This window comes from Bacillus sp. CPT56D-587-MTF, from assembly GCF_058792335.1.
Window position 1 is genome coordinate 41,482 of record NZ_JBYTEF010000007.1, and the last position, 22,610, is coordinate 64,091.

Below are 22,610 nucleotides of genomic sequence, written 5' to 3' on the forward strand. Positions count from 1 at the left end.
GAAGTTCAGATGGCGACGAGAGAAGTTCTGACTCAAACGCAACGAGAATACTTTTATGAATTACCAGACCAGATGAGTGAACGAGAGCGGATACGATACTACACTTTATCGGAAGAAGATATACAAATCATCCGTCAACAACGCGGCGCAACGAATCAATTAGGTTTTGCGGTTCAATTGGCTTATTTACGATTTCCTGGTCGGCCATTCGCTTCTGAAGAAAAAATATCCGATTTTCTTGTTTCTTTGCTTGCAAAAAGATTAGGAATCGTGCCTGCAGCTATACATAAGTATGCGAAAATTCGCGATACAACAAGGCGAGAACACATCAGCAAAACTCGAAAACATTTTGGATTCCGATCTTTTACCTTACGAGAATATCGAGAGTTAGCAAATTGGCTTCTTCCAACTGTTATGGGAACCGAGAAAGGCCTGGTTTTGGTTGACCTTTTAATACAAGAAATGCGAAAAAGAAAAATCATTCTTCCTGCCATGTATGCCATAGAACATTTAGTTTGGGCGGTATGTGAACGTGCAGAAAAGCGAACGTTTAAAAAGTTAACAAAAGCGTTATCTCCACAACAACTTTTACAATTAGACCAGCTATTAACAAAGTCTGCAGACAAACATATTACAAGTTTATCCTGGTTACGAAAACCACCTGGAACGGTTTCACTTAAAAATTTTCATAAAATATTAGACCGCATTCAATTTATTCAAAAGCTCGCATTACCATTAGAAAACGGACAAGAGATTCACCAAAATAGATTACTACAATTAGCTAGGGAAGGCTCTCGGTATTCCACCCAACATTTGTCTCGGTTCCATTCTCTGAAACGTTATGCAACTTTAATGGCATTTTTAATTCATATTTATGCTTTTTTAATTGACCAAGGTTTATATGTAAATGAAAAGTTACTTGGGCGCATGTTTAAACGAGGAGAAAAAATACATAACGATTCGTTTCAAAATGACGGAAAATTAATTAATGAGAAAATCCGCTTATTTGCAAAACTGGGGAAGGTTTTAATTGAAGCAAAAGAAACCGAGCAAGACCCTTTTGTATCTTTACAAGCTGTTATACCATGGGACCAATTTGTTCATTCGGTAGAACAAGCGGAAGCGTTGACGAGGCCTGCAGAATTCGATTATTTAGAATTACTGGATACCTATTATGGACAATTTCGCAAGTTTGCCCCGCGACTTTTACAGATTTATACGTTTCAATCTTCTGGTATCACCCAAACATTATGTGAAGCACTTGAAATCTTAAAGGAACTGAATACATCCAAGAAAAGAAAAGTTCCTGAATGTGCTCCCCTGGATTTTATAAAATCCAAATGGTTGAAACATGTTTTAAAAGAAGATGGCATTGACCGTCATTACTATGAATTTAGTGTATGGACAGAATTATGTAATCACCTTCGTTCGGGAGATATATGGGTACCAGGAAGTAAACAATACAAAAACTTTGATGAGTACTTATTACCGGCACAAACCTGGGAAGAAATCAAAAGGAAACAACAAATCCCGTTGTCTATTGCTACAAATGTAGAGGAGTATATACAAAATCGATGCGGATTGATGCAAGACCAATTAACAATGGTAAATCAACTCATTCGAAACCAAGAATTATCGGATGTTTCTGTTTATGGAGGTCACATCCACATTCCATCTTTAAAAAAGGATGTTCCAGACGATGTGGCAGATCTTACAAGGGCTATTTATGATGTATTACCCCGTATTAAACTGACCGAACTATTGGTAGAAGTAGATTCTTGGACCCATTTTAGTCAACAGTTTGTACATCTTCATACGAAAACGGGGCCAAAAGATGAAACTGCATTATTTGCGGCTATTTTAGCCGAGGGGATTAATCTTGGATTAAGTAAAATGGCTGATGCATGTCCTGCTATTACCTATACACAACTTGCTTGGATAGCAGATTGGTATATCAGTGATGAAAATTACACAAAAGCTCTGGGAGTCTTATCAAATTTTCAACGGCAAAATAGGCATGCTACCTATTGGGGCACTGGAACCACTTCTTCTTCAGATGGGCAATATTTTCGGTCAAGTGGTGCTTCTAGTCCATTAGCTCAAGTGAATGCCAAACATGGAAGAGATCCTGGTCTAAACTTCTATACTCATATTTCAGATCAATATGATCCTTTTTATGCCCAAGTCATTAGTTCTTTTGAGGAAGCGCCTCATATTATAGACGGATTATTATATCATGAAGCCGATACTAGAATTGAAGAACATTATACGGATGCGGCTGGATTTGTAGACCATGTATTTGGTATGTGTCATATGTTAGGGTTTCGATTCTCTCCGAGAATTAAAAGTATAGATAAGACGAAAATTTATACAATCGATAAACCTTCCTACTATCCAGAGCTAAACTTTATGATTGGCGGCACCATACAAATAAAACATATACGAGACAACTGGGATGCATTATTAAGGTTAATTAGTTCTGTGCAAAATGGAACGGTTACTGCATCTCTTATTTTAAAAAAGTTAGCATCTTATCCACGGCAAAATAGTTTAGCGGTGGCATTACGAGAAATTGGACGTATAGAAAGAACATTATATACATTAGAATGGCTGCAAGACCCTGCACTGAGAAGGCGCGTTCAAGTGGGACTCAATAAAGGGGAAGCGAAACATTCACTTGCACGAGCCGTATGTTTTCATCGATTAGGAGAAATACGTGATCGTTCTTATGAAGATCAGTTGCATCGAGTGAATGGTCTTCAGTTATTAATTTCTGTAATTGTCATTTGGAATACAGTGTATATTGAAAAGGCGATAGAATTATTACGCTCGCAAGGAATGGAAATTCCAGAAGAATATGTGCAACACATTTCTCCATTAGGTTGGGAACATATTGCATTAACAGGTGATTATATCTGGGATGTACAGCAAAAGAAATCGATTCATCATTTAAGACCTTTACGAACAAAATATGCAAGAAATAGATACTAACACCCATTACCGATTCCCTATGTAAATACGGAATCGGTAAAAATGTGTCCAATTTGTGTCTAAACGTACAATTTTCCCGAAATGGTATCGTGAGGCCAAATAGCAAAAGATATGTATCCTGATTTGGAAAAAATGCTCCGTGATTTAGTGAAATCTTTATGCTCAATACTTGAATACTATAAAGTCTATAACAAAGAGAAAACCATCTTTTCAGGTGTCATTCACGATAATGGGGAAGCGGAGGTTACACTCAGTAAAGGTTTGGGGAAATATATTGATGCATACACCAAGAATCAAATTATCTTTGATCATGGAAAACTTATTACTGAACTTTGTACCACAATCATGGATCGGAGATCGGCAGAAGCCAAATTAAAAGGAGAACGATGGTAGAGTATCGTTCTCCTTTTATAAAAAGTTTGATTACATTGTAAGGATTAATTAGTGGCGAGTAGTTCAATGAAAATACGTGTTAGAAAAGCGTTATACATACGTAGAAAAATAGAGTACTCATGGCTCATTTGTTGTATACTAAAGAAGCTCAAGCAAGAACTATATTATGCGGTTTTAGGCATAAAAAAACGTCTTTTATCAGCACGTAAAAGACGTTTTTTTATTTGAACATTATACATATAGCATGTCTTATGAGTAGTAAGACATGCCACTTTCAGAAAATGTGCTGATTGAGAAACGTATATTATCCCTACATAGCTTGTTGCACAAACAGAATCCGCAAGTTTATCATATCATAAATCAATGATGAAAAAGCGATATATTTCACCATTCCTTGTATATATTTCTAATTAGATGTATACTAAATATGGTTTCTTTTGTAAATTTTTTAGGTGTTTTTCAAGTCAATTTATGGTCGTTATCTAATCTATTGTATGTATCTGCAGTCGGGCTCTTATGTTCATCATAAGAGCCTATTTGCATGTTCAATTTGTTTTTATGTACAATAAGAAAAAAGAGATCTTATCAGACAGGGAGAGGAAGCCCATGTCCAATCAAAAATTGGTCAATTTACGCATTGATTTTGCATTTAAACAATTATTTGGTACATCGGGAAGCGAAGAAATTCTCATTACATTTCTGAACGCGATGTTAAGAGATTCGCTAGAATCACCGATTCAATCGCTTCAATTTGAAGATCCGCATCTACATCGGGAACATGAAGAAGATAAATTATCGATTCTAGATGTATGCGCAACGTTAGACACAGGAACTAGGATTAACATAGAAATTCAGCTGAATAATCACCACGACATACTAAAACGCTCTCTCTATTATTGGAGTCGATTATATGCATCACAATTAAAAAAAGGAAAACCTTATAGTTCCCTTCATAAAACCATTACCATTAATTTATTGAATTTCGTCATGTTTAAAGAATATGAAGATTTTCATACGACGGGGAAACTGTGGAATATGCAACAGCAGCAACTTTTAAGTGACGATATCGAAATTCATGTCATAGAAATTCCTAAACTCATGCAACAATGGAGAGAAGAAAAGGTCAATCCGTGGGAAGACTCCTTTGTTCGGTGGTTATTATTATTACCAGCGAATGAAGATGAACATTTAACACATACTTTGGAGGAGATTGCGATGAATCAAGACCCGATTTTACAAAAAGCGATCGATAAATGGGAACATATGAGTCAAGATGCTTCTTTTCGTAAAGAGTATGAAGCAAGGGAAAAGGCTTTGATGGATGAAGCGGCCGGTATTGCACACGCGTTAAATAAAGGGCGTGAGCAAGGACTGCAAGAGGGAAAACGTCAAATGATTCTCGGTATGCATCGTTTACAAGTTCCGATCGAAACGATTGCACAAGCAAGTGAACTCACGATTGAAGAAGTAAAGAAAATCATAGAGCAAGTATAAAAGAGGCGGACTTTGGACCGCTTCTTTTTACGAAAAAACACAACAAAGACAGTTATGCCAGACTGTCTTTGTTGTGTTTGTGATTTTGCAAGCATTCATACGTATATATCATATCAAAATAGCTCCTACCATACAAAAGAAAAGCCTAGATATAGTGTGTTGTGAAAACACTTCTCAAAAAAAGATACAGCCACGATAATCCGTGACTGTATCTTTTCTCTGCGTAAACTCACCATATATATACTGCAACGAACCCTTACAGATTGCTCTTCATTTCACAGTATATCTTAACTTGTGGTGAAAATACATACGTTTTACACGGTTCCGTTGCAAAGTTTTTGGAGCTGAGCTAGACTGTAGAAAAATGAGATGAGGAGCATAACATATGGGATATTTTAAAGGAAAACAATTCGAGAGAGACATTATCTTGGTAGCTGTCGGCTACTATTGTCGTTTTTCTTTAAGCTATCGCGACGTATCTGAACTTTTGAGAGAGCGTGGTGTTTCAGTTCATCCTACAACTATTATGCGTTGGGTCCATGAATATGGAAATATCATTTATCAAATTTGGAAGAAGAAAAATAAATCAGCACATTCCGTATGGCATTTAGATGAAACCTATATCAAAGTCAAGGGAAAGTGGCGTTATCTTTATCGTGCAATTGATAAGGAAGGTCTCACGTTGGATATTCAACTTCGCAAAAAGCGAGATCATCAAGCAGCCTATATGTTTATGAAAAGGTTAGTGAAAGCTTTTGGAGAACCAACGGTTCTCACAACAGACAAGGATCATGCTTTACTTTGTGCATTCAAAAAACTAAAACATAATGGCTTTTATGTGCATACGAAACATTGTACTGTTAAGCATTTCAATAATCTCATCGAACAAGACCATAGACATATCAAACGACGTTTTGTTAAATCCGCAGGATTTCAAAATCTGCGCCATGCTTCACGTACATTGAAAGGAATCGAAACGGTTCATGCCATATATAAACAAAAGAGAAGTCACATTCCAGACTTCTCTTTTTCAACGTACAAGGAATTACAGCAGTTATTCAGAACTGCTTAAACTACAACCGTATTTTGTAAGCAGGTTGATGTTTTTTCAAACTTTGCAACAGAACCACCATAGGTCTAATTCAAAGAATAAATGCCAAAGCTGCTAAGTATTTTCTAAAGCAAGCTTTGGCATTTTGTCATGCAATAAAACCTCGTACAATTACGTGTGATGGAGATAAAGCTTATCCAGTTGCAATATGGAAATTAAAGACGGGCAAGCATTTATCACGATACACTTCACGTTGTGTGAAAAAATATTTAAATAACATCATTGAACAAGACCATTGGTTTATCAAAAAACGCATTATAATTGTAAAACAGTTAGAAAAATGATAGCCGAAATAGAAGCGATGCAGATTTCTTCAGGAATGATGAAATCTGTCCAAAAACAGATATATCTTATAAATGATCTTTTCAGTTTAACAGAATAAGGTTCAATTCCGTTAGGAATCTTTCGTTCTTGTTTATATCTCTATTATTTTGCACCCAAACCTTATTTAACCACTTACAGCAGCATCTTTTATCGCTATACTAGACCAATCTAGTTTCAAATACCTATAACCAAAAGAAACAAATAGTCCCACAATGTAAATATAAAATCCAACCCAAGGACCGTAAATCCCTAAATTTAATGCAAAGGTAAATATAAAAGATAATGGTATAAACACTAACCAACCTAAAATCAAAGCGACTTTCATTGTATAATAATTATCACCAATTCCTCTTAATCCCCCAGCCAATATTAACTGAAGTCCGTCAAAAATTACAAACAATGAAGCAAAACGTAATATCTCAACAGTCAAGGACAGTACCATTTCTTCTGTAGTAAATAATTTTGCGATATATTCTGCTCCTAAAAAATAAATAATTGTAAAAGGAACTATAAAATATAACCCTATTTTTACAACATCAATCCCGATTTTTTTAGCAATCAATGGACTCCCTTTTCCAATCTGTTGACCGATTAATATAGTTGCTGTTACTCCAAATCCTATTCCCGGTAAGTATGCAAGTGATATTACATTCAACACAATTTCTGTGGCAGCCAATTCTATATCACCAACTCTAGAAATGAACACAGTAAAGAGAAGCATCGCCCCGCTCATCCCAAGTTCTTCCAGACCGATTTTTAAACCTTCAAAATTTATTAATTTAAATTTTGCCTCTTTAAAACTTATTAATTTCTTTGTAGCAAACCAATTATTTTCCTTTAAATAATAAACTAGGGTGTGTCTAAAAACTGTTGTTCATTGTGTTAATCGAAAAATGGCAGCGATATACACAAAGGCTAAAAAAGAAGATGCCAGCTTATCATACCGTGTTGCGATTCTACGGAAATGCTTGATTTTATTGAAAAAACACTCCACTAAATGGCGTTCTTTATATAAATACCAATCCACATTCCAAGGAGCTTTCGCATTTGATCTGGGTGGAATGGTATAGGTTGCTTCATGATTGGTAATATAGTTACGAATCGTATGAGAACCATAGGCTTTGTCACCAAGAATATTGCTGCCCTTAATTGGTATTTCATCCAAAAGCTCGCAAACTGGAGTGCTATCAAAAATATTTCCGCCAGTCAAATGAAATAAAATGGGGTTGCCTAAACCATCAACAATTGTATGGATTTTGGTAGTTTTTCCACCGCGACTCATGCCAATATGCTGATGAAACTCATGATTTATGGCCTTTTTTTTGCACCAGCACTATGTTGATGCGCTTTGATACTGGTTGAATCTATGCTGAGATTTTCAAAATCCGGTTCAGCATTTAATTCTTGAAAAATGGTCAGTAGGACACCTTCATCACGCCATTTGCAGAAGCGAGCATACACGGTTTTCCATAAGCCGTAATGGTCCGGCAAATCACGCCAGGGAGCGCCGCTCCTAGCTATCCATAAAATAGCATTGAACATTTCACGATTACTTCTTTTAGGCGGACGACCAGTAGAATACGGTGGGAAAAAGTCTTTGATTTGTTCCCATTGTTCATTTGTAAGTTCGTAGCGGCGTGGCGTCATAGAAAATACCTCTCTCTAAATGGTTTGAGGTAATCCTACCATAGAAATAGTTTTTAGACACACCCTAGTAAGCAAGTAACCTGAACAATTTCTGAAACAATAAATGCCCAACCTGCCCCTAGCACACCTAATTTAGGGAAATATAAATAACCATTTACTAATAATAATGCTAATAACACATTTAAAGTATTACCCAATATAGAGAAATACATTGGAGTTTTTGTATTTCCAATACCTCTAAAAAAACCATTTAATACTACACGAAACATATTTAGAGAAAATGAAATTATTCTTAACCCTAAATATCCTACCCCTATCATTGTAATACTAGATGAAACTCCCATCACCTCAAAGATCCATTTAGGCGCAAAGAATGCAAATAGTATAAAGAATGGAAGCAAAGCAATAACAGAGTAGATTCCAGTATAAGTATATATAGTACATTTTTTAAATTCTTTAGCTCCATAAGATTGGGATACTAAGAAATTTACAGCAAAACCAATACCACTAAATAGAGCAAACAAATTTAATATGATTACATTTGTAATGCCTACCGCAGCAATGGCTTCATAGCCTAAATGACCAATAATTATAAGGTTTATTACTCTCATAAAGTTAGTTGAACTCATTTCAATTATGGTAGGAATTGTCATCTTTAAAATTTTCTTGTTTTTACTCATTTTCAACTCCTATAAAAAAGACATGTTACTGCTGCACCATTTCCCAAATTTACGACATCACTTTGTTCACATGGTAAACCTCTTAACATCGCTCCTGCAAATTCTCCATTGATAACATAAAGCCCCCAACACAAAATAGCCTTTTTTAATTCAATTGAATTATTTATCAAAAAAGGAATCTCCTCTTCAATTGGATATACTCTCTCTTGAACAATATATACATCATCAGCTTTTAATAAATTCAAAATTTTGTTTTCCCAATCATTTTCATTAAACTTCCATCCTAAAAGTACTTCGTTTCCCCCATATCCAATTGTAGGCTTAATAACAAGTTTATCTTTGTTTTTTATAATATAATCAATTCCATTAGCGTCCCAATTATTATCTGGAATTATAATATCTTTTAAAAATCGTGTCCACGGGATGCACCTTTCTATTACATTCAGCTCTTCTTTTGTAAATAGATGTTTATACTTTGGGTCTGAAAGAAATACAAAATTCCCTTTATTACTATAAAGCTCTGTATGAAATCCTGTTAATAATTCCAAATTCCCGGCCTGGTAAGCTTGAACAATTGGTTTTACTTCCTCAGGATTATGAAGAGCATCATCACACAAAAATACCCGATATACAATATCGATTGTATGATTTCTCACCACTAGCATATCATTTTTACATTCTACTTCTTTTTGAGAACATATCACTGCCTTATAGCCAGCTTCTATTAACCTTAATTTAATATAATTTAAAGTCCCATAATAACTATCCAAATATTCATCCCAATCCATAACAGCAATTGTTACATCACTATTTTCTTTTCCAGTTTTTATAGCTAGATCATGAATACTCTTTATTAATTTATCCATCGGATCAATATAATTCCATCTTTCAGATCCTTTTAGTGATTTGTAAAACTCATAAGAAGTCATCATTTTATTTAAATGACCTATATCCATTCCCCCGACACTACTATCCACATTTAATTCTAAAAATTTATGTCCAATATTTGTGAAATATAAATCACTACGGGCTATTAAATTATCATTCTGATATGTCGACATCATTAATTCATATTGTTTCTCTGAAAACCCTAAAGCTGTGCACATATTTAAGATATTCCCCTTAAATATGCGTTCCGTCAAAGTTACAATAATATCTAACAATGATTTAGTATCTTCACCAATAAGGTTTAATTGTAATTCATCTAAAATCCCCGGTTTAGGAATAATTTCTGTTTCCTTATCCAAATAATACTGAAGTATTCGATCTTCAACCATTTTATTTTGTAACTTTTTAAATGAATTAACTGCCAGTTGAGGCATATCTAAAACCTTTAAGTTGAAATCATCAACAAGTGCCTTCATATACTCGCTACAACTTCTTTTATAGCTTTTAATGCTATTACAGGCTGCTCGTATCCACCTTGTCCCAAATTTATAACAGCTTTATCTGAAATACGCGATACAATTCCAGCATATTCCCCTCCAAACATAAATATATCAATGCCAAACTTTTTATTTTCTTTAATAATATTTTTACCTTTACATTCCAATATCTGCACACTTGGAATTTCATTATATTCTTGGACTATCCAGTTTTCATTTTTATTATCATTTATAATCTTGGACCATGTCTCATGATTTGTGTATTTACCTAAAAATACGTTTTCTCCACGTGTAGAATTGTCTACTTTTAAAACAAAAAGATGTTTATTCTCAATAATATATTTAATTAAACTTATTACTTCTCCTTTGAAAGTGGTAGTTGTTTCTTCTAATTTCCTTGTCCATAAAATATGCTTATTAACCATTTCAATTTGTTCTTTAGATAGATATTTTTCTTGGAATTTTGAATCTGTAAGTAACGCCAAAGTCATTTTACTCTCTCCAATAAACATAGAAGAATATGAGTTAACGTTACAAACTAATCCTCGTTCGCATGCTTCTATTACATCCTTCATATCTTCATTTCCTAAGGTTCTGGTGCAACAATAGTGGAATGTGAAAAAAGAATAGAAGATTCCTAACGGAATGGAACTTTATGCTGTTAAACCAAAGAGTTCATTGATAAGATATATCTGCTTTTGGACAGACTTCTCCCCTTGGAGAGTTTGTCCTTTTTTGATCATATGCATAGCTTCTATTCCAGTAATCATTTTTATAGCTGTAGGGAATGATTTCAATCCTAGCATATTCCGAATCCGTTTTTTGATAAACCGATGATCTTGCTCAATGATATTGTTTAAGTATTTTTTTACACGAAGTGGTATACCGTGTGGTATACACTTTTCTTCCTTTAGTTCACGTACTGCAACAGGATAGGCTTTATCGGGTTCTGGTGCAAAAAAGCGAAATGATTTGAAAATGCTCTTTCAAACTTGGCAATACTGGTGCTATTACTAAAAAAAGGTGTGTGATCAGTATGGAAAAAGAAAATATATTCAAATGGAAACAGTATCAGCCTGATATCATTGTATTAACCGTACGTTGGTACCTGCGGTACAACTTAAGTCTTCGTGATTTAGTGGAAATGATGGAGGAAAGAGGATTATTCTTAGTACATACAACAATTATGCGATGGGTGCATCAATATGGACCAGAATTAAATGAGCGTATTCGAAAACATTTGAAACCAACCAATGATTCTTGGCGTGTGGATGAAACATACATCAAAATCAAAGGAGAGAAAATGTACTTATATCGCGCGATTGATTCTGAAGGAAACACGATTGATTTTTATTTAAGTCGTAAAAGAGATGCGAAGGCTGCCAAACGTTTTCTAAAGAAAGCCTTGGCTTCTGTTCATGCCACAAAACCTCGTTCGATAACTGCTGATGGCGATAAAGCCTATCCTGTTGCAGTACGTGAACTAAAGGAAGAAAAGTGTATACCACACGGTATACCACTTCGTGTAAAAAAATACTTAAACAATATCATTGAGCAAGATCATCGGTTTATCAAAAAACGGATTCGGAATATGCTAGGATTGAAATCATTCCCTACAGCTATAAAAATGATTACTGGAATAGAAGCTATGCATATGATCAAAAAAGGACAAACTCTCCAAGGGGAGAAGTCTGTCCAAAAGCAGATATATCTTATCAATGAACTCTTTGGTTTAACAGCATAAAGTTCCATTCCGTTAGGAATCTTCTATTCTTTTTTCACATTCCACTATTGTTGCACCAGAACCTTTAATTTTAATAACATCTCTTAATCTACTGACAAATATACATAAAAACCCTATCTAGATTTATTCTATCATATGTACCCAACATGTTTGTTGAGAAAATAATCACGCGTACTATGATTTCATATATACACAGCCGATATATGTGATTGGTGTAGGAATATACTGTGAATTATTCAGGTAACATTTCAAAAGTGACAAACTCTTTAAGGTATTGTAACGTATCCTGAAATTCATTTTTATCAAAGGATGCACAGCGCCCTCTCACTTGTATCACTTGCCCCTTTTTATATTGAGGTTCAAGATATGTGATTACAAATATATCTACATTACGATCTGGAAAACAGTAAAAAATTACTTTTTTTCCGGACCAAGCTAATGGATAAATGGTTTTTAATTTTGCTCTTGTTACTTCATCTCCAAGGTGCGGTGCAGTATCTATGGTTTGCCCTACAAAATCAGTTCTTTGTTGATGAACAGTTTGTAATAATGCCTGATTCACATCTGTAAAAACATAGTCCCCTTCGTTTTTTTGGAACATAAAATACATACATGAATGATGTTTTTCATAGTCTTGCAGCAATTCTTCTAATAATGAACATAAAACCATTTTCATCTCTTTTTAATCCCTTCTGTGAGAATGATAGAATATAGGTTTATTTTAATTCAAATGTTGAGAAAAAAACAAATTAAAAATTCTGAATTTTAAAGTTGTTTTTATTACCCTCGAATATCTACTGGTCTGTAATTACATTGCTCCTAAAACGTTTATCCCTTCGGAATATGCATGATCTTACCCATTCATTTTAAGCGCCATGCACCCTATATGTAATAAAAAGTTGTTACATATAGATTGCAAGACATATTTATTTTTCAATCATTTAGCTATAGGGACAACATGGTTTTTCTTATACAATAAACTTGGTTCATTTCATACAAATTATAAATAAAGGAGGTTTTTTGTAAAAACATCTAAACTAACGATTATAAAGGCAATCAAGATGGTAATAAAAAGAAGGTGATAGAAATCGATGTATTCTATTGTAACTATTTCTGAAAGCCAATGAGCCTCCATTTATGAAAAGCTTCATTAAAAAGCAGAGAACCATCATCATCTCTTTGATACATTTGATGAAGTAAGATTAGATAGTATTATTCCCTTTTGAAATGCATGGACAAACGAAATGTGGAAGGAGTGATCGTGTTGAATAAAGAACAAGCTTATACATTTCTAAAACAAGTGTATCAAGATGTTATCTTAAATTTGAAATTAGATAAAATATCAGATTATTTTAGTGACCAATATATGCAAGTTACAGATGGTACAGAGGTGAATATACAAGGGTTTCGTACTCACATGGAAACTTTAAAAAGTATAGTAGAAACACTGGTATTATCACCTTTTTATGACTTTTTATTTGATGAAGAGAAGCAAACAGCAACGCTAAGATATGAGATTCATGTAAAGAAGAAAAATGGGAATAGTGGTGTCGTAGAAATCATAGCGATTTTTGAATTGAAAGATGGGAAAATTTTACGTTGTAATGAACTAACTCGTTCCTTACAACCTGATGATGAATTTAATACCATTGGAAAAATTAATAAAAAAATAATACCTAAGTTTGCATGCACATCATATGTTGCGAAGCCAAAACCTAAGCTCAGGTTTTGGCTTCGTTTGGCTAGCATACGGCTTATGTTCATTGTATAAAAACAAATTTACTTCCTTCCATACATACTAGCATGTATCTCAATAAGAACTGGCAGATGAGAAAAAATACCGCATGCTAACATCGCAAGCTTTTTATGCACTTTTAAATACCATCCATATTCTTATAACATCGTTGATACATCATTCATATAGTCCACGCTTTTTCAAATGCTCACGTAAACTACTGGCGCGACATTTTAACCGTTTTGCAATTTCCACATATCCCATTCCTGTATTCCGTAACTGAACCGTATCCTCACACAATTGATCCCATTTCCATTCTGCATTCTTTGCTCTCACATTTTCCTCGCCAGACAAATGCTTTCCTAACTGGTATACTTCTTTCCCCCATTTACAATTTGCAATGCAATGTTGATAGGAGCCGAATAGATATTCACATCCACGGCAATGCTGTTCTTGTATATTTATAATTTGAAGTCTCGTTTCTTTTGCATTCATCTTCCATTCTCCCCTATGTTTCTTTTTCCTTATGATAACAAAAGAAACATATTTTGTTTATAAAACTTATTCCTGCATCTAAAATAGCTTGTTTTACAATTTTCGACACAAATAACTCATAGGGCATCTTATTCTTTTGTAACATGTATCCAAATTTTAATTGAGAAAATTCGGATTGTGTTTACAAGAGGAGAGACTCAATTTATTATATGCACATATATAAATTGAAACTTTAAAGGAGGTTTGTTATGCAAGCGAAAATAGGAGAAACAATCGTATTTGAAAGAGATGGTATGGAGATTACTGGTATCGTGATCAAAAAGTATGAACGATTCATATTAATTGAAATTGTAACCGCTATGGGTGGCGACTTTCCATATGATAGAACCGTTGTGAATCATAAAAAATATCGACTTTGTATAGACAAGACTAAATAACGGGGAGACTTTTTATGTATAAACATAAGCGAGTTTCATTTTAAAAAATAATAATTCTCAATGGTATTGATGTTTCTTGTTTCATGATATGGAACTTGATTACGAACCGCTATGTCTAATTAGTATGAATCGTAATACAAGATTTTAGAAATATAAATTGGTAAGGTCACTGAAGATAGAGCGATACAAAGGTAACCCCCTTCCGCTGATTCAGAGGATAATCAATCGAAATAAGGAGCATACAGTGTATATGGAGTTGTATTTCACCTACGAAAAACACTTATTGTATTTAAAGGTATCTAAAACCTTTATAAACGGTTAGTAATCGATTTATTCGTTTTGCTATTCAACTTAATTTAAAACGCCTTACAATAGAATATCAGCGTCACAAATGAACTGACAGCGAGAGTGTTTGGTCGTTATAACCAATTCATATGAATTATTGGTTATAACGACAGGTGCTTTTTCTGCAGGTACACACAATAAATTAGATGCATTGACTTGAGAAACGCCTACTACCTCTACAAAAGGAACCAAAACAATTCAGTCCATCTATCAACATGACCTATTTTTTCTCGTTTATTAAGTCCAATGCAATGAAACTACAGTATCAAAAATGTGCAATGCAATATTCCTTTTTATTAGTAACTACTCAGCCACCTTTCGGTGTCTTTTTTAAATTTTACTAGTTTCATATGCCTCCCATTTGTAAATACTGAGTATATCAAACAGGGGAGGTGAATCTTATGGTCGATCGAAAAATTATTTTAGATACATATAAAAAAGGACCTGAAGCTGTTATTTCTTTATTTGAAGAAACATTTTCTAAGTTAGAAAAACGTATACAAGAACTAGAAAATGCTTCAAAAAAAAACTCCAAAAATAGTCATAAGCCACCTTCTACAGATGGTTTGGGTAAGCCCGTTACAAAAAGTTTGCGCAAACCGTCTCATCGTCAAACGGGTGGCCAGTTGGGCCACAAGGGACATACTCTTGGTTTGACAGCGACTCCAGATCATACGATTACACATTCTCCTACATATTGTACTTGTTGTCATACTTCCTTGAACCACGAGCCTGTAAAAGGGTATCGCATTCGCCAAGTGTATGACTTACCACCTATTCAGATCGAAGTGACAGAACATAAAGTAGAACAGAAAGAATGCCCACATTGCCATTCTATCCAAGAAGCCCAATTTCCTTCGACAGTATCTCGTCCTGTTCAATATGGTCCAAATATAAAAAGACTGATTCCCTATTTAACGCATTATCAATGCATTTCTTTGAAGCGAACAAAAGAATTCTTTCAGGATTGTTTTGGACATTCTATAAGCGAAGGAACCCTGGTAAATCATACACAGGCTTTCGCTTCTCAATTGCAGCCATTCATAAAAGAAGTAAAGGAAAAGATTCTGCAGTCTCCTGTTGTCCATTTTGATGAAACTGGTATGCGTGTAGAAAACAAAACACAATGGTTACATACTGCCAGTACACCGGAGGTGACATTGCAACATATTCATCAAAAACGTGGAAAAGAAGCAATGGATGCTGGAGAAATCTTGCCATCTTTTTCTGGAATTGCGATGCATGATGGTTGGAAATCGTATGATGCGTATACAGATTGTCGTCACGTTTTATGTAATGCCCATCTCTTACGAGATTTACAAGGAATTATAGATAGTACTGGAGAACAATGGGCACAACAGATGCAGAAATTTCTAACGCAAGCGTTGACGATGAAAAAGCAATCCGAAGGTACCATGCCAAAAGCGACGCAAAAGAATCTGTTTATTATGTATCAATCCATATTGAAAGAACAACAGATTCTTTCCACGAAACAAAAGAAGAAAGGAAAGCAGACGCCTTCTCAAAATTTATGGAATCGCTTCGTCAAGTATTCTGACAGAATTCTAGGGTTTTTAGAACATCCAGCCATTCCATTTGATAACAATCAAGCAGAACGGGATATTCGGATGACGAAAGTAAAACAGAAAGTGTCTGGGACTTTCCGAAGTAAGAAAGGCGCAGAATCTTTTTGTCAGATACGAAGCTTTATGAGTACCATGAAAAAACAAAAACAATCGGTCTTACAAGCGATAAACCAAGTCATAGAAACTAGAACGGTTCCTTGGAATAACACGACTTCATAAGAGAATTTCTCTATTTGGCATAGATTCTTTCTCTGATTGGAGTATTTTCTTTTCATGTTTTCGAATCGGAAACATGTATTTGGCCTGTTTTTTTATTTGAAGAAGCTGAGTAGTTACTTTTATTATATAAATTGGACGCTAACATTTTGTCTGTTTTTTGGACAAAATAGAAATGCTATATATTGAAGAATTTCTAGGTTTTATCATGCTAATTCGCTATGATAATAATTGAAAAAAGTAAAGTAAGAGTTATTTTTTGCATTCTAGGAAAGAACCTGCATGATTGAAGTGAACCCGAATAGTGGTACATGAAAAAAACACCTCCTGAATTCGCATACTAAGTATGCAAATTCAATGGAGGTGTTTTTGGTTTGAAGACAAGAGTTCATTACCCAGAAGAAATAAAGTGGAAAGTGATTGAAATGAAAAAGGATGGATATTCCAATCGGACCATTATGGAGAAGTTTGGAATTAAAAATGTTTCCCAAATTAAGACATGGATGAAGTGGTATCGTACCGGTCAAACGTACCGTTTTCAACAACCTGTAGGAAAGCAATATTCTTATGGAAAAGGGCCAAAAGAGTTAAATGAATTGGAACAGCTACGGTTAGAAAATAAACAGTTAAAAACAAAATTACTGATATGGGGAAAGTATCTGGAAATCGAAAGGAGTTGAACCTGGAAACTGTAGTTACTTTATGGACCGATTTCAAAACAAAACTAACGGTAAAAGAATTGTGTAATGTATTAGAATTACCCCGGTCTACATTTTATCGTTGGTTACAACGAACAGTGGACCTAAGAGATGAGATAGAAGAGAAAATAAAGGATGTTTGTCTTCGGCATAAATTACGATATGGATATCGAAGAGTGACCGCAACTCTTCGGAAAATGGGACTGTGTGTGAATCATAAAAAAGTATTACGAATCATGAGACAAAATCAGATTCTCTCAAAAGTTCGTCGAAAGAAAAAGAAATATAACAGTGGTGCGGAGCCAGTAGTAGCCCCTCATCGATTGGAACGCCAATTCGATGCATCCGCACCAAATGAAAAGTGGTTTACGGATGTGACGTATCTATTATTTGGAGAGCGTACCTTGTATTTATCAACGATTATGGATGCCTTTAATCGTAAAATTATTAGTTATGTCATCAGCGAGTCCCAAGCACTGCCATTAGCAATGAAGACATGAAAACAAGCAATGAGAGGGCGAAAAGTAAAAGATGTCCTTCTTCACTCAGATCAAGGAAGTATTTATACAGCGAAGGAATTTCAAGCATATGCCAAAGAAAATGGCATTATCACCAGCATGTCCCGGAGAGGAAATTGCCATGATAATGCCGTCATGGAAAGCTTCTTTGGTCATTTGAAAAGTGAAGCCTTCTATTCACAAGAGATAACAAAAGTATCCAACACAACTGTGCGAAAGATTGTGCTAGAATACATTCATTACTACAATTGTGTGCGAATTCAAGAAAAATTAAACCACCTATCCCCTAAGAATTTAGGGAACAAGTGGTTTAGGTGTTTTGATAGGTGTCCCGTTTTCAGGGTTCACTTCAATAGTCTAATCCCATCTTTTTTATCTTGTCATATATATATAAGTAGGATAGATTATTATCTTGTTCCGGAGTAATTAGCATATGAGTACCTGTTCCGTAAATATGTGCTTGCTCATCATCCTGATTGGTACGCCTTGGTTTTGATACCAAGGCGTACTTTTTGTTTGAAATCCTTGTAAAGGCCTTGAAAAAGATTACATGGTGTTCGTTTTTTCATTTGTTTTAGAAAAAAATTATATAACATATAGCGATTAGATGTTGAATAGGTCTCGTATGGGTAGAACAGGTTTATAATATGTTTTCTGCCACTTCGATGCCAAGTAACGATCGTACATGTTCGATCTGGTTTGCGATTGTAACTGAGGCTGAACCAGCAAATAACAAGCCAATGGCAACACCATCATTTGTCGTGATTAAAGAGCCAGAGTCTCCGCCTGAAGAAAGGTTGGTTGTGACAATTTGATCTCGAAACCGTGCAACCCTACCACTTCCGTAATTTACATCGACGGTTGCGTTTACTGCAGTGATGACGCCATGTGTATGATTTGTGGTCCGTCCCGTTTTCATGACGCGTGTACCGACGGTAACATTTTGTTTTCGTCGCCAGCCTTGTACAGAACCAATCCAATGAATTGAACGATCTATCTGATGAAAAGGTGCTTCTGCAATCGCGGCATCAACAAGATTGTTTTGATTTTCAAGTGGTACTTGCGAAGAAAAGGTAATTGGGATAAATCTTGATAAGATCGCAATCCGATCCGCTGGATCGCTCCCGCCATCAATCGGGCCAGGTTGTAAAATGGGATCACCTATGTTCGCGTTATTACTATTCGCTAAGACATGATTGTTACTTAGTATATAGTATCGATTTGGGATACCATATCCATGTGTGGGCGGATTGGTAGAACCATTTGGTAGTATATCATATACACAAGTTGCAATCGTACCTGCCGTCACATTTCGATGAGCAACGCTATACCCTCCTTTTGCTGGGCGAACTCGAGTGGAAAGGGCTTGTGTATCAACTTGTAATGTTTGTTGAGTCCCAGCAAATAGATATCCTGTTTGAATGACGTCGGTTTTGATTCCATTTACTTCTTTTGGAATGACTTGATTCGTTTCCAATGTTTCAACAGGTAGTTTTTGATCTACAAATACAAGTAAAGAGGGTGTGCCTGTCATAATCCCGTTTACCTGTTGAATACCGGCTCCAATACCTGTTACATTCCGAAACTGTAAGAAATCATCCTCAACACTTTGCTGCACTTTTTGAATGTCTTGTTGTTCCTGAACAGTCAACACCTTTATATTTGAATGTTTTCCCATAACAATCTCCCCCTCATCCTGTGTAATGATTTGTAATGGTCCCCACTTCTATAATGTTCGTGGGGTATGTTTCTAATTGTGTAGGTATTTGTTCCACTGCTTTTAATTGAGAACGTGGTACTTTTTTCGAAACAAATACTTGAATTACTTCTTTTCCTTGTACAAATCCCATTCCTACTCCTACAACATAAGGTAAACGTAATAAATCTGTTTCATATTTGCGCACAACTTGTTCTAATTCCATCGGACCGCTCCTTCTTCATTTAGATGATACATTCGGTTTGTCTTCGATGGGTTTAAAAAAATGGTGTATGACACCACTATAAGTATTTAACTGTGCTCCTGCATTTTCCTTCTTGAAGGATACAGAAGAAAGAAAAAAGAGGACCTTTTATAGAAATGTCCTCTAAAACATAGGTCTTTTGTGAACAAACGAACACATAGCAGATATATTTATCACGTTCCTTCATGATTTACATGTCGATTTCCAAGGGAGAACGTTTCTTATCTGATTCTGCAGATTGTCCAGAAAGTGTTGTACATTCTTGAAACGCAAATTGTTTACAGCCTTTACATTTAGATATCTCCAATTCTTGTAGTGCAAAATGCAATGCTACTCCTGTACGTGTGAAAAAGTGTGGTTCGCCAATTCTTTCGTATAATCCTGTTTGATGGAATATGTCTTTCGGTTGATGCTGGATACCGGAAATCAAAAGGGTTCCTTGTTTTTCTAGCATTTTCTTTCGAATGTGTTCTACTGCTGATTCTGCCGAAGTATCCATAAAAGAAACGTTTCCCATACGTAGGAGAAGAATGTGTGCGTTAGACTGTAGGGATGACTCTATAGATGTTTCGAATTCTTTTATGGTGCCGAAGAATAAAGGACCTTCTACAGTAAAGATACTGATTTGCGGACAATTTTTCCCATTTGTGACGATGTCTGACTTGACATAGGAACCTACTGGATCTGGCAATACTTTTCGAACACGTAAAGATTTGCTCATTTTTCCGATAAACAAAAGAAACGCAAGGAGTAACCCCACACTGACTCCGGTTGTAAGATCTGTGAAAACGGTTAATAGGAACGTCAAAATCAATACCAGGGTATCTCCTGTTTTTGTTTTTAGGATATGAATAAACTCATGCTTTTCACTCATATTCCAAGCAACGACCATTAAAATCGGTGCCATACTAGCTAGTGGAATATGAAGGGCAAGCGGAGATAGAAATAATAAAACCAGTAATACTACCATTCCATGTACCATGCCTGATACTGGCGAAGTCGCTCCATTTTTAATATTTGTTGCGGTCCGAGCGATAGCACCGGTCGCAGGAATGCCGCCAAATAATGGTGCCACCATATTCGCAATGCCTTGTCCCACCAGTTCTTTATTACTATTATGTTTGCTGTTTGCCATGTTATCTGCCACCATGGCAGACAACAATGATTCAATCCCACCTAATGCCGCAATGATACAAGCTGCTGGAAGTAACATAAGGACAGTATCCCATGAAAATTCAGGCATTTGGAAGTCCGGTAGTTGATGCGGGATATCGCCGTATGTAGTCCCAATCGTTTCAATTTGATTCGGAAACAACAGGGTTGCGATCAAACTTGAAATGACCAATCCCAATAATGCGCCTGGAATGCGAGGTAACCATTTTGTAGCTGCGATCACAATTCCTAAGCAAAGAAAAGCGGTAAGGATACTATATGGATTCAATTCTGCGATATTTGTTCCAATTTCTTTCATATTATAAAAAAAGGTTTCTTGCTTTTCCAGGTGATGAAGCCCTAAAAAATTTGCAATCTGTCCAGAGAAAATAATGACAGCAATCCCCGTTGTAAAACCAATCATGACAGGTCGCGGAATAAAGGTGATAAACCTTCCTAGTTTGCAAACACCCATGATAATAAGTAACATTCCTGCCATAAAACCAGCAATTAATAAGTTTTCATAGCCATATTGCATCACAATACCGAGTAAAATCGGTACAAATGCACCTGTGGGTCCCGCAATCTGATATTTTGATCCCCCAAATATGGATACGAGAATTCCTGCGATAATCGTCGTATAAATCCCATATTCAGGTCGTACCCCACAAGCGATGGCAAAGGCCATCGCAAGCGGAATCGCTACAATTCCGACAACCAATCCTGCCAGCATATCTTTTTGTAAGTTCGCAAGGTTATATCCAGCATATCTGCCTGAAAATCTCATCATTTGCCTCCTCTTCCTGCATGTATTTAAGGACTTGTTGTATGTGCGTAGGAATAACCCTCTACAACGACTTCTAAATTGCCTGTTTTGGGATGAATGACAAGTCCGTGCACAGGCACATAAGACGGTAATAAGGGATGCTGGCGTATCATTTCTACACTATGTTGAACACTTTCCTGTACGTTTCGGAAACCGGTTAACCATGTAGATAGATCGATTCCTGCATGTTGTAAGGTACGAATGCAGGTGGAATCAATGCCTTGCTGTTTTACCTTTTCTAATAGCGGCTCAGCTTGCAAACCCGCCATGCCACAATCTTCATGACCAATTACACAAATTTCCTCCACTTGTAATTCATAAATGCCCAGTATGATACTTCGCATCATACTACCAAAAGGATGGGAAATCACAGCACCTGCGTTCTTTATGACTTTAGCATCTCCATTTTGTAAGCCCAATGCCTGTGGTAACAATGTTAGCAGTCTGGTATCCATACACGTTACAATCAATAACTTTTTATTTGGAAATTTGGTCGTAACAAAAGGTTCGTATTCTTGTTTTTGTACAAATGTTTCATTATGCGTCAATATGTTTTCTAACAATGTCACTTGGTAGCGCCTCCCTTATAGGTATGATCACATGAACAGACTGGAATAAAAAAAGCCTGCCAATTTTCTAGATTGGTAAGCTTTTAATGTAGATTCGGATGTGATCTTATGTTTAGTCTAGAGAGGATAAAATTTGGTGTCAACAACCTAAAACGTGAGAAATATATTCTTACATACTGTGTGTTTCATACGAAATCTGAAATTCTTTTTTCTGATTCTTATCCGCATGTCATGTTCAAGACATCAACAGGAAAAATAACAACCAGCTCATTAGGAAAAATAAGTATCATACAATCACCATAC

At 35.5% G+C, this 22,610-nt stretch carries 18 protein-coding genes and 3 pseudogenes; 9 read left to right on the plus strand and 12 right to left on the minus strand.

The features are described from left to right. Positions 1 to 9 precede the first annotated feature (9 nt). The 4 genes and pseudogenes from AC3WVZ_RS33690 to AC3WVZ_RS33705 all read left to right on the plus strand — a co-directional run. On the plus strand, positions 10 to 2,991 hold the full coding sequence (locus AC3WVZ_RS33690) for a Tn3 family transposase (protein WP_233936968.1): 2,982 nt from the start codon (positions 10 to 12) through the stop codon (positions 2,989 to 2,991). A 999-nt stretch (positions 2,992 to 3,990) separates the two neighbouring features. Further along, positions 3,991 to 4,878 carry an Rpn family recombination-promoting nuclease/putative transposase gene (locus AC3WVZ_RS33695; protein WP_233937118.1) on the plus strand — a complete coding sequence of 296 codons (888 nt, stop codon included), beginning with the start codon at positions 3,991 to 3,993 and terminating at the stop codon, positions 4,876 to 4,878. Positions 4,879 to 5,263: 385 nt separating this feature from the next. Next, positions 5,264 to 5,950, plus strand: coding sequence for an IS6 family transposase (locus AC3WVZ_RS33700; protein ID WP_233937119.1), 687 nt, complete (start codon positions 5,264 to 5,266; stop codon positions 5,948 to 5,950). 65 nt (positions 5,951 to 6,015) lie between these two features. Beyond that, positions 6,016 to 6,371, plus strand: a pseudogene (locus AC3WVZ_RS33705) (DDE-type integrase/transposase/recombinase); the annotation flags it as partial. Between the two features lie 66 nt (positions 6,372 to 6,437). On the opposite strand, the gene AC3WVZ_RS33710 reads toward AC3WVZ_RS33705, so the two are convergent. From AC3WVZ_RS33710 to AC3WVZ_RS33735, 6 genes and pseudogenes are all read right to left on the minus strand, one after another. Continuing rightward, on the minus strand, positions 6,438 to 7,118 hold the full coding sequence (locus AC3WVZ_RS33710) for an MATE family efflux transporter (RefSeq protein WP_345743033.1): 681 nt from the start codon (positions 7,116 to 7,118) through the stop codon (positions 6,438 to 6,440). Positions 7,119 to 7,187: 69 nt separating this feature from the next. Beyond that, a protein-coding gene (locus AC3WVZ_RS33715) for an IS5 family transposase (protein ID WP_425594293.1) occupies positions 7,188 to 7,960 on the minus strand; the annotation gives its coding sequence in 2 pieces (ribosomal slippage) (positions 7,188 to 7,630 and positions 7,630 to 7,960; 774 coding nt in all). Positions 7,961 to 8,013: 53 nt separating this feature from the next. Further along, positions 8,014 to 8,640 (minus strand): MATE family efflux transporter, encoded by a 627-nt coding sequence (locus AC3WVZ_RS33720; RefSeq protein WP_233937121.1) that lies wholly within the window; start codon positions 8,638 to 8,640, stop codon positions 8,014 to 8,016. Positions 8,641 to 8,642: 2 nt separating this feature from the next. Beyond that, positions 8,643 to 10,004: a hypothetical protein gene (locus AC3WVZ_RS33725; RefSeq protein WP_233937122.1), complete on the minus strand. Its 1,362-nt coding sequence runs from the start codon at positions 10,002 to 10,004 to the stop codon at positions 8,643 to 8,645. Next, a complete protein-coding gene (locus AC3WVZ_RS33730) occupies positions 10,001 to 10,600 on the minus strand; it encodes an ATP-grasp domain-containing protein (protein WP_233937123.1) in 600 nt (199 codons plus the stop codon). Before AC3WVZ_RS33730 ends, AC3WVZ_RS33725 begins: the two co-directional genes overlap by 4 nt. Positions 10,601 to 10,678: 78 nt before the next feature. After that, positions 10,679 to 10,969, minus strand: a pseudogene (locus AC3WVZ_RS33735) (DDE-type integrase/transposase/recombinase); the annotation flags it as partial. A 92-nt stretch (positions 10,970 to 11,061) separates the two neighbouring features. Here AC3WVZ_RS33735 and AC3WVZ_RS33740 point away from each other — a divergent pair. Next, positions 11,062 to 11,769: an IS6 family transposase gene (locus AC3WVZ_RS33740; RefSeq protein ID WP_100910607.1), complete on the plus strand. Its 708-nt coding sequence runs from the start codon at positions 11,062 to 11,064 to the stop codon at positions 11,767 to 11,769. Positions 11,770 to 12,001: 232 nt separating this feature from the next. On the opposite strand, the gene AC3WVZ_RS33745 is transcribed toward AC3WVZ_RS33740, so the two are convergent. Continuing rightward, positions 12,002 to 12,445 (minus strand): hypothetical protein, encoded by a 444-nt coding sequence (locus tag AC3WVZ_RS33745; protein ID WP_233937124.1) that lies wholly within the window; start codon positions 12,443 to 12,445, stop codon positions 12,002 to 12,004. A gap of 588 nt (positions 12,446 to 13,033) precedes the next feature. On the opposite strand from AC3WVZ_RS33745, the gene AC3WVZ_RS33750 reads away from it, so the two are divergent. After that, entirely contained in the window at positions 13,034 to 13,540 is a 507-nt protein-coding gene (locus AC3WVZ_RS33750) for a nuclear transport factor 2 family protein (RefSeq protein WP_425594330.1), read from the plus strand. A 141-nt stretch (positions 13,541 to 13,681) separates the two neighbouring features. Here the strand turns inward: AC3WVZ_RS33750 and AC3WVZ_RS33755 are convergent, their stop codons facing one another. After that, on the minus strand, positions 13,682 to 13,999 hold the full coding sequence (locus tag AC3WVZ_RS33755; RefSeq protein WP_233937127.1) for a hypothetical protein: 318 nt from the start codon (positions 13,997 to 13,999) through the stop codon (positions 13,682 to 13,684). Between the two features lie 248 nt (positions 14,000 to 14,247). Here AC3WVZ_RS33755 and AC3WVZ_RS33760 point away from each other — a divergent pair, with 248 nt between their 5' ends. The 3 genes and pseudogenes from AC3WVZ_RS33760 to AC3WVZ_RS33770 all read left to right on the plus strand — a co-directional run bounded on the left by AC3WVZ_RS33760 (position 14,248) and on the right by AC3WVZ_RS33770 (position 18,113). Next, positions 14,248 to 14,436, plus strand: coding sequence for a DUF2187 family protein (locus tag AC3WVZ_RS33760; protein WP_098954935.1), 189 nt, complete (start codon positions 14,248 to 14,250; stop codon positions 14,434 to 14,436). Between the two features lie 746 nt (positions 14,437 to 15,182). Then, on the plus strand, positions 15,183 to 16,586 hold the full coding sequence (gene tnpC, locus AC3WVZ_RS33765) for an IS66 family transposase (protein ID WP_233935200.1): 1,404 nt from the start codon (positions 15,183 to 15,185) through the stop codon (positions 16,584 to 16,586). Between the two features lie 371 nt (positions 16,587 to 16,957). Continuing rightward, positions 16,958 to 18,113, plus strand: a pseudogene (locus tag AC3WVZ_RS33770) (IS3 family transposase). 326 nt (positions 18,114 to 18,439) lie between these two features. On the opposite strand, the gene AC3WVZ_RS33775 reads toward AC3WVZ_RS33770, so the two are convergent. The 4 genes from AC3WVZ_RS33775 to AC3WVZ_RS33790 form a co-directional block, all read right to left on the minus strand. After that, positions 18,440 to 19,477: a chymotrypsin family serine protease gene (locus tag AC3WVZ_RS33775; protein ID WP_233937128.1), complete on the minus strand. Its 1,038-nt coding sequence runs from the start codon at positions 19,475 to 19,477 to the stop codon at positions 18,440 to 18,442. Positions 19,478 to 19,490: 13 nt separating this feature from the next. Then, positions 19,491 to 19,721, minus strand: coding sequence for a hypothetical protein (locus tag AC3WVZ_RS33780; RefSeq protein ID WP_061656737.1), 231 nt, complete (start codon positions 19,719 to 19,721; stop codon positions 19,491 to 19,493). 229 nt (positions 19,722 to 19,950) lie between these two features. Beyond that, positions 19,951 to 21,699 (minus strand): SulP family inorganic anion transporter, encoded by a 1,749-nt coding sequence (locus tag AC3WVZ_RS33785; RefSeq protein ID WP_233937168.1) that lies wholly within the window; start codon positions 21,697 to 21,699, stop codon positions 19,951 to 19,953. Between the two features lie 26 nt (positions 21,700 to 21,725). Further along, positions 21,726 to 22,307, minus strand: coding sequence for a beta-class carbonic anhydrase (locus AC3WVZ_RS33790; protein ID WP_199664211.1), 582 nt, complete (start codon positions 22,305 to 22,307; stop codon positions 21,726 to 21,728). Between the last annotated feature and the right edge of the window lie 303 nt (positions 22,308 to 22,610).

Coding starts and splice junctions, on each gene's coding strand:
- AC3WVZ_RS33730 (WP_233937123.1), bottom strand. CDS start 10,600: ATGAAGGATGTAATAGAAGCATGCGAACGAGGATTAGTTTGTAACGTT.
- AC3WVZ_RS33775 (WP_233937128.1), bottom strand. CDS start 19,477: ATGGGAAAACATTCAAATATAAAGGTGTTGACTGTTCAGGAACAACAA.
- AC3WVZ_RS33695 (WP_233937118.1), top strand. CDS start 3,991: ATGTCCAATCAAAAATTGGTCAATTTACGCATTGATTTTGCATTTAAA.
- tnpC (WP_233935200.1), top strand. CDS start 15,183: ATGGTCGATCGAAAAATTATTTTAGATACATATAAAAAAGGACCTGAA.
- AC3WVZ_RS33700 (WP_233937119.1), top strand. CDS start 5,264: ATGGGATATTTTAAAGGAAAACAATTCGAGAGAGACATTATCTTGGTA.
- AC3WVZ_RS33720 (WP_233937121.1), bottom strand. CDS start 8,640: ATGAGTAAAAACAAGAAAATTTTAAAGATGACAATTCCTACCATAATT.
- AC3WVZ_RS33690 (WP_233936968.1), top strand. CDS start 10: ATGGCGACGAGAGAAGTTCTGACTCAAACGCAACGAGAATACTTTTAT.
- AC3WVZ_RS33785 (WP_233937168.1), bottom strand. CDS start 21,699: ATGAGATTTTCAGGCAGATATGCTGGATATAACCTTGCGAACTTACAA.
- AC3WVZ_RS33740 (WP_100910607.1), top strand. CDS start 11,062: ATGGAAAAAGAAAATATATTCAAATGGAAACAGTATCAGCCTGATATC.
- AC3WVZ_RS33760 (WP_098954935.1), top strand. CDS start 14,248: ATGCAAGCGAAAATAGGAGAAACAATCGTATTTGAAAGAGATGGTATG.
- AC3WVZ_RS33755 (WP_233937127.1), bottom strand. CDS start 13,999: ATGAATGCAAAAGAAACGAGACTTCAAATTATAAATATACAAGAACAG.
- AC3WVZ_RS33725 (WP_233937122.1), bottom strand. CDS start 10,004: ATGAAGGCACTTGTTGATGATTTCAACTTAAAGGTTTTAGATATGCCT.
- AC3WVZ_RS33780 (WP_061656737.1), bottom strand. CDS start 19,721: ATGGAATTAGAACAAGTTGTGCGCAAATATGAAACAGATTTATTACGT.
- AC3WVZ_RS33745 (WP_233937124.1), bottom strand. CDS start 12,445: ATGAAAATGGTTTTATGTTCATTATTAGAAGAATTGCTGCAAGACTAT.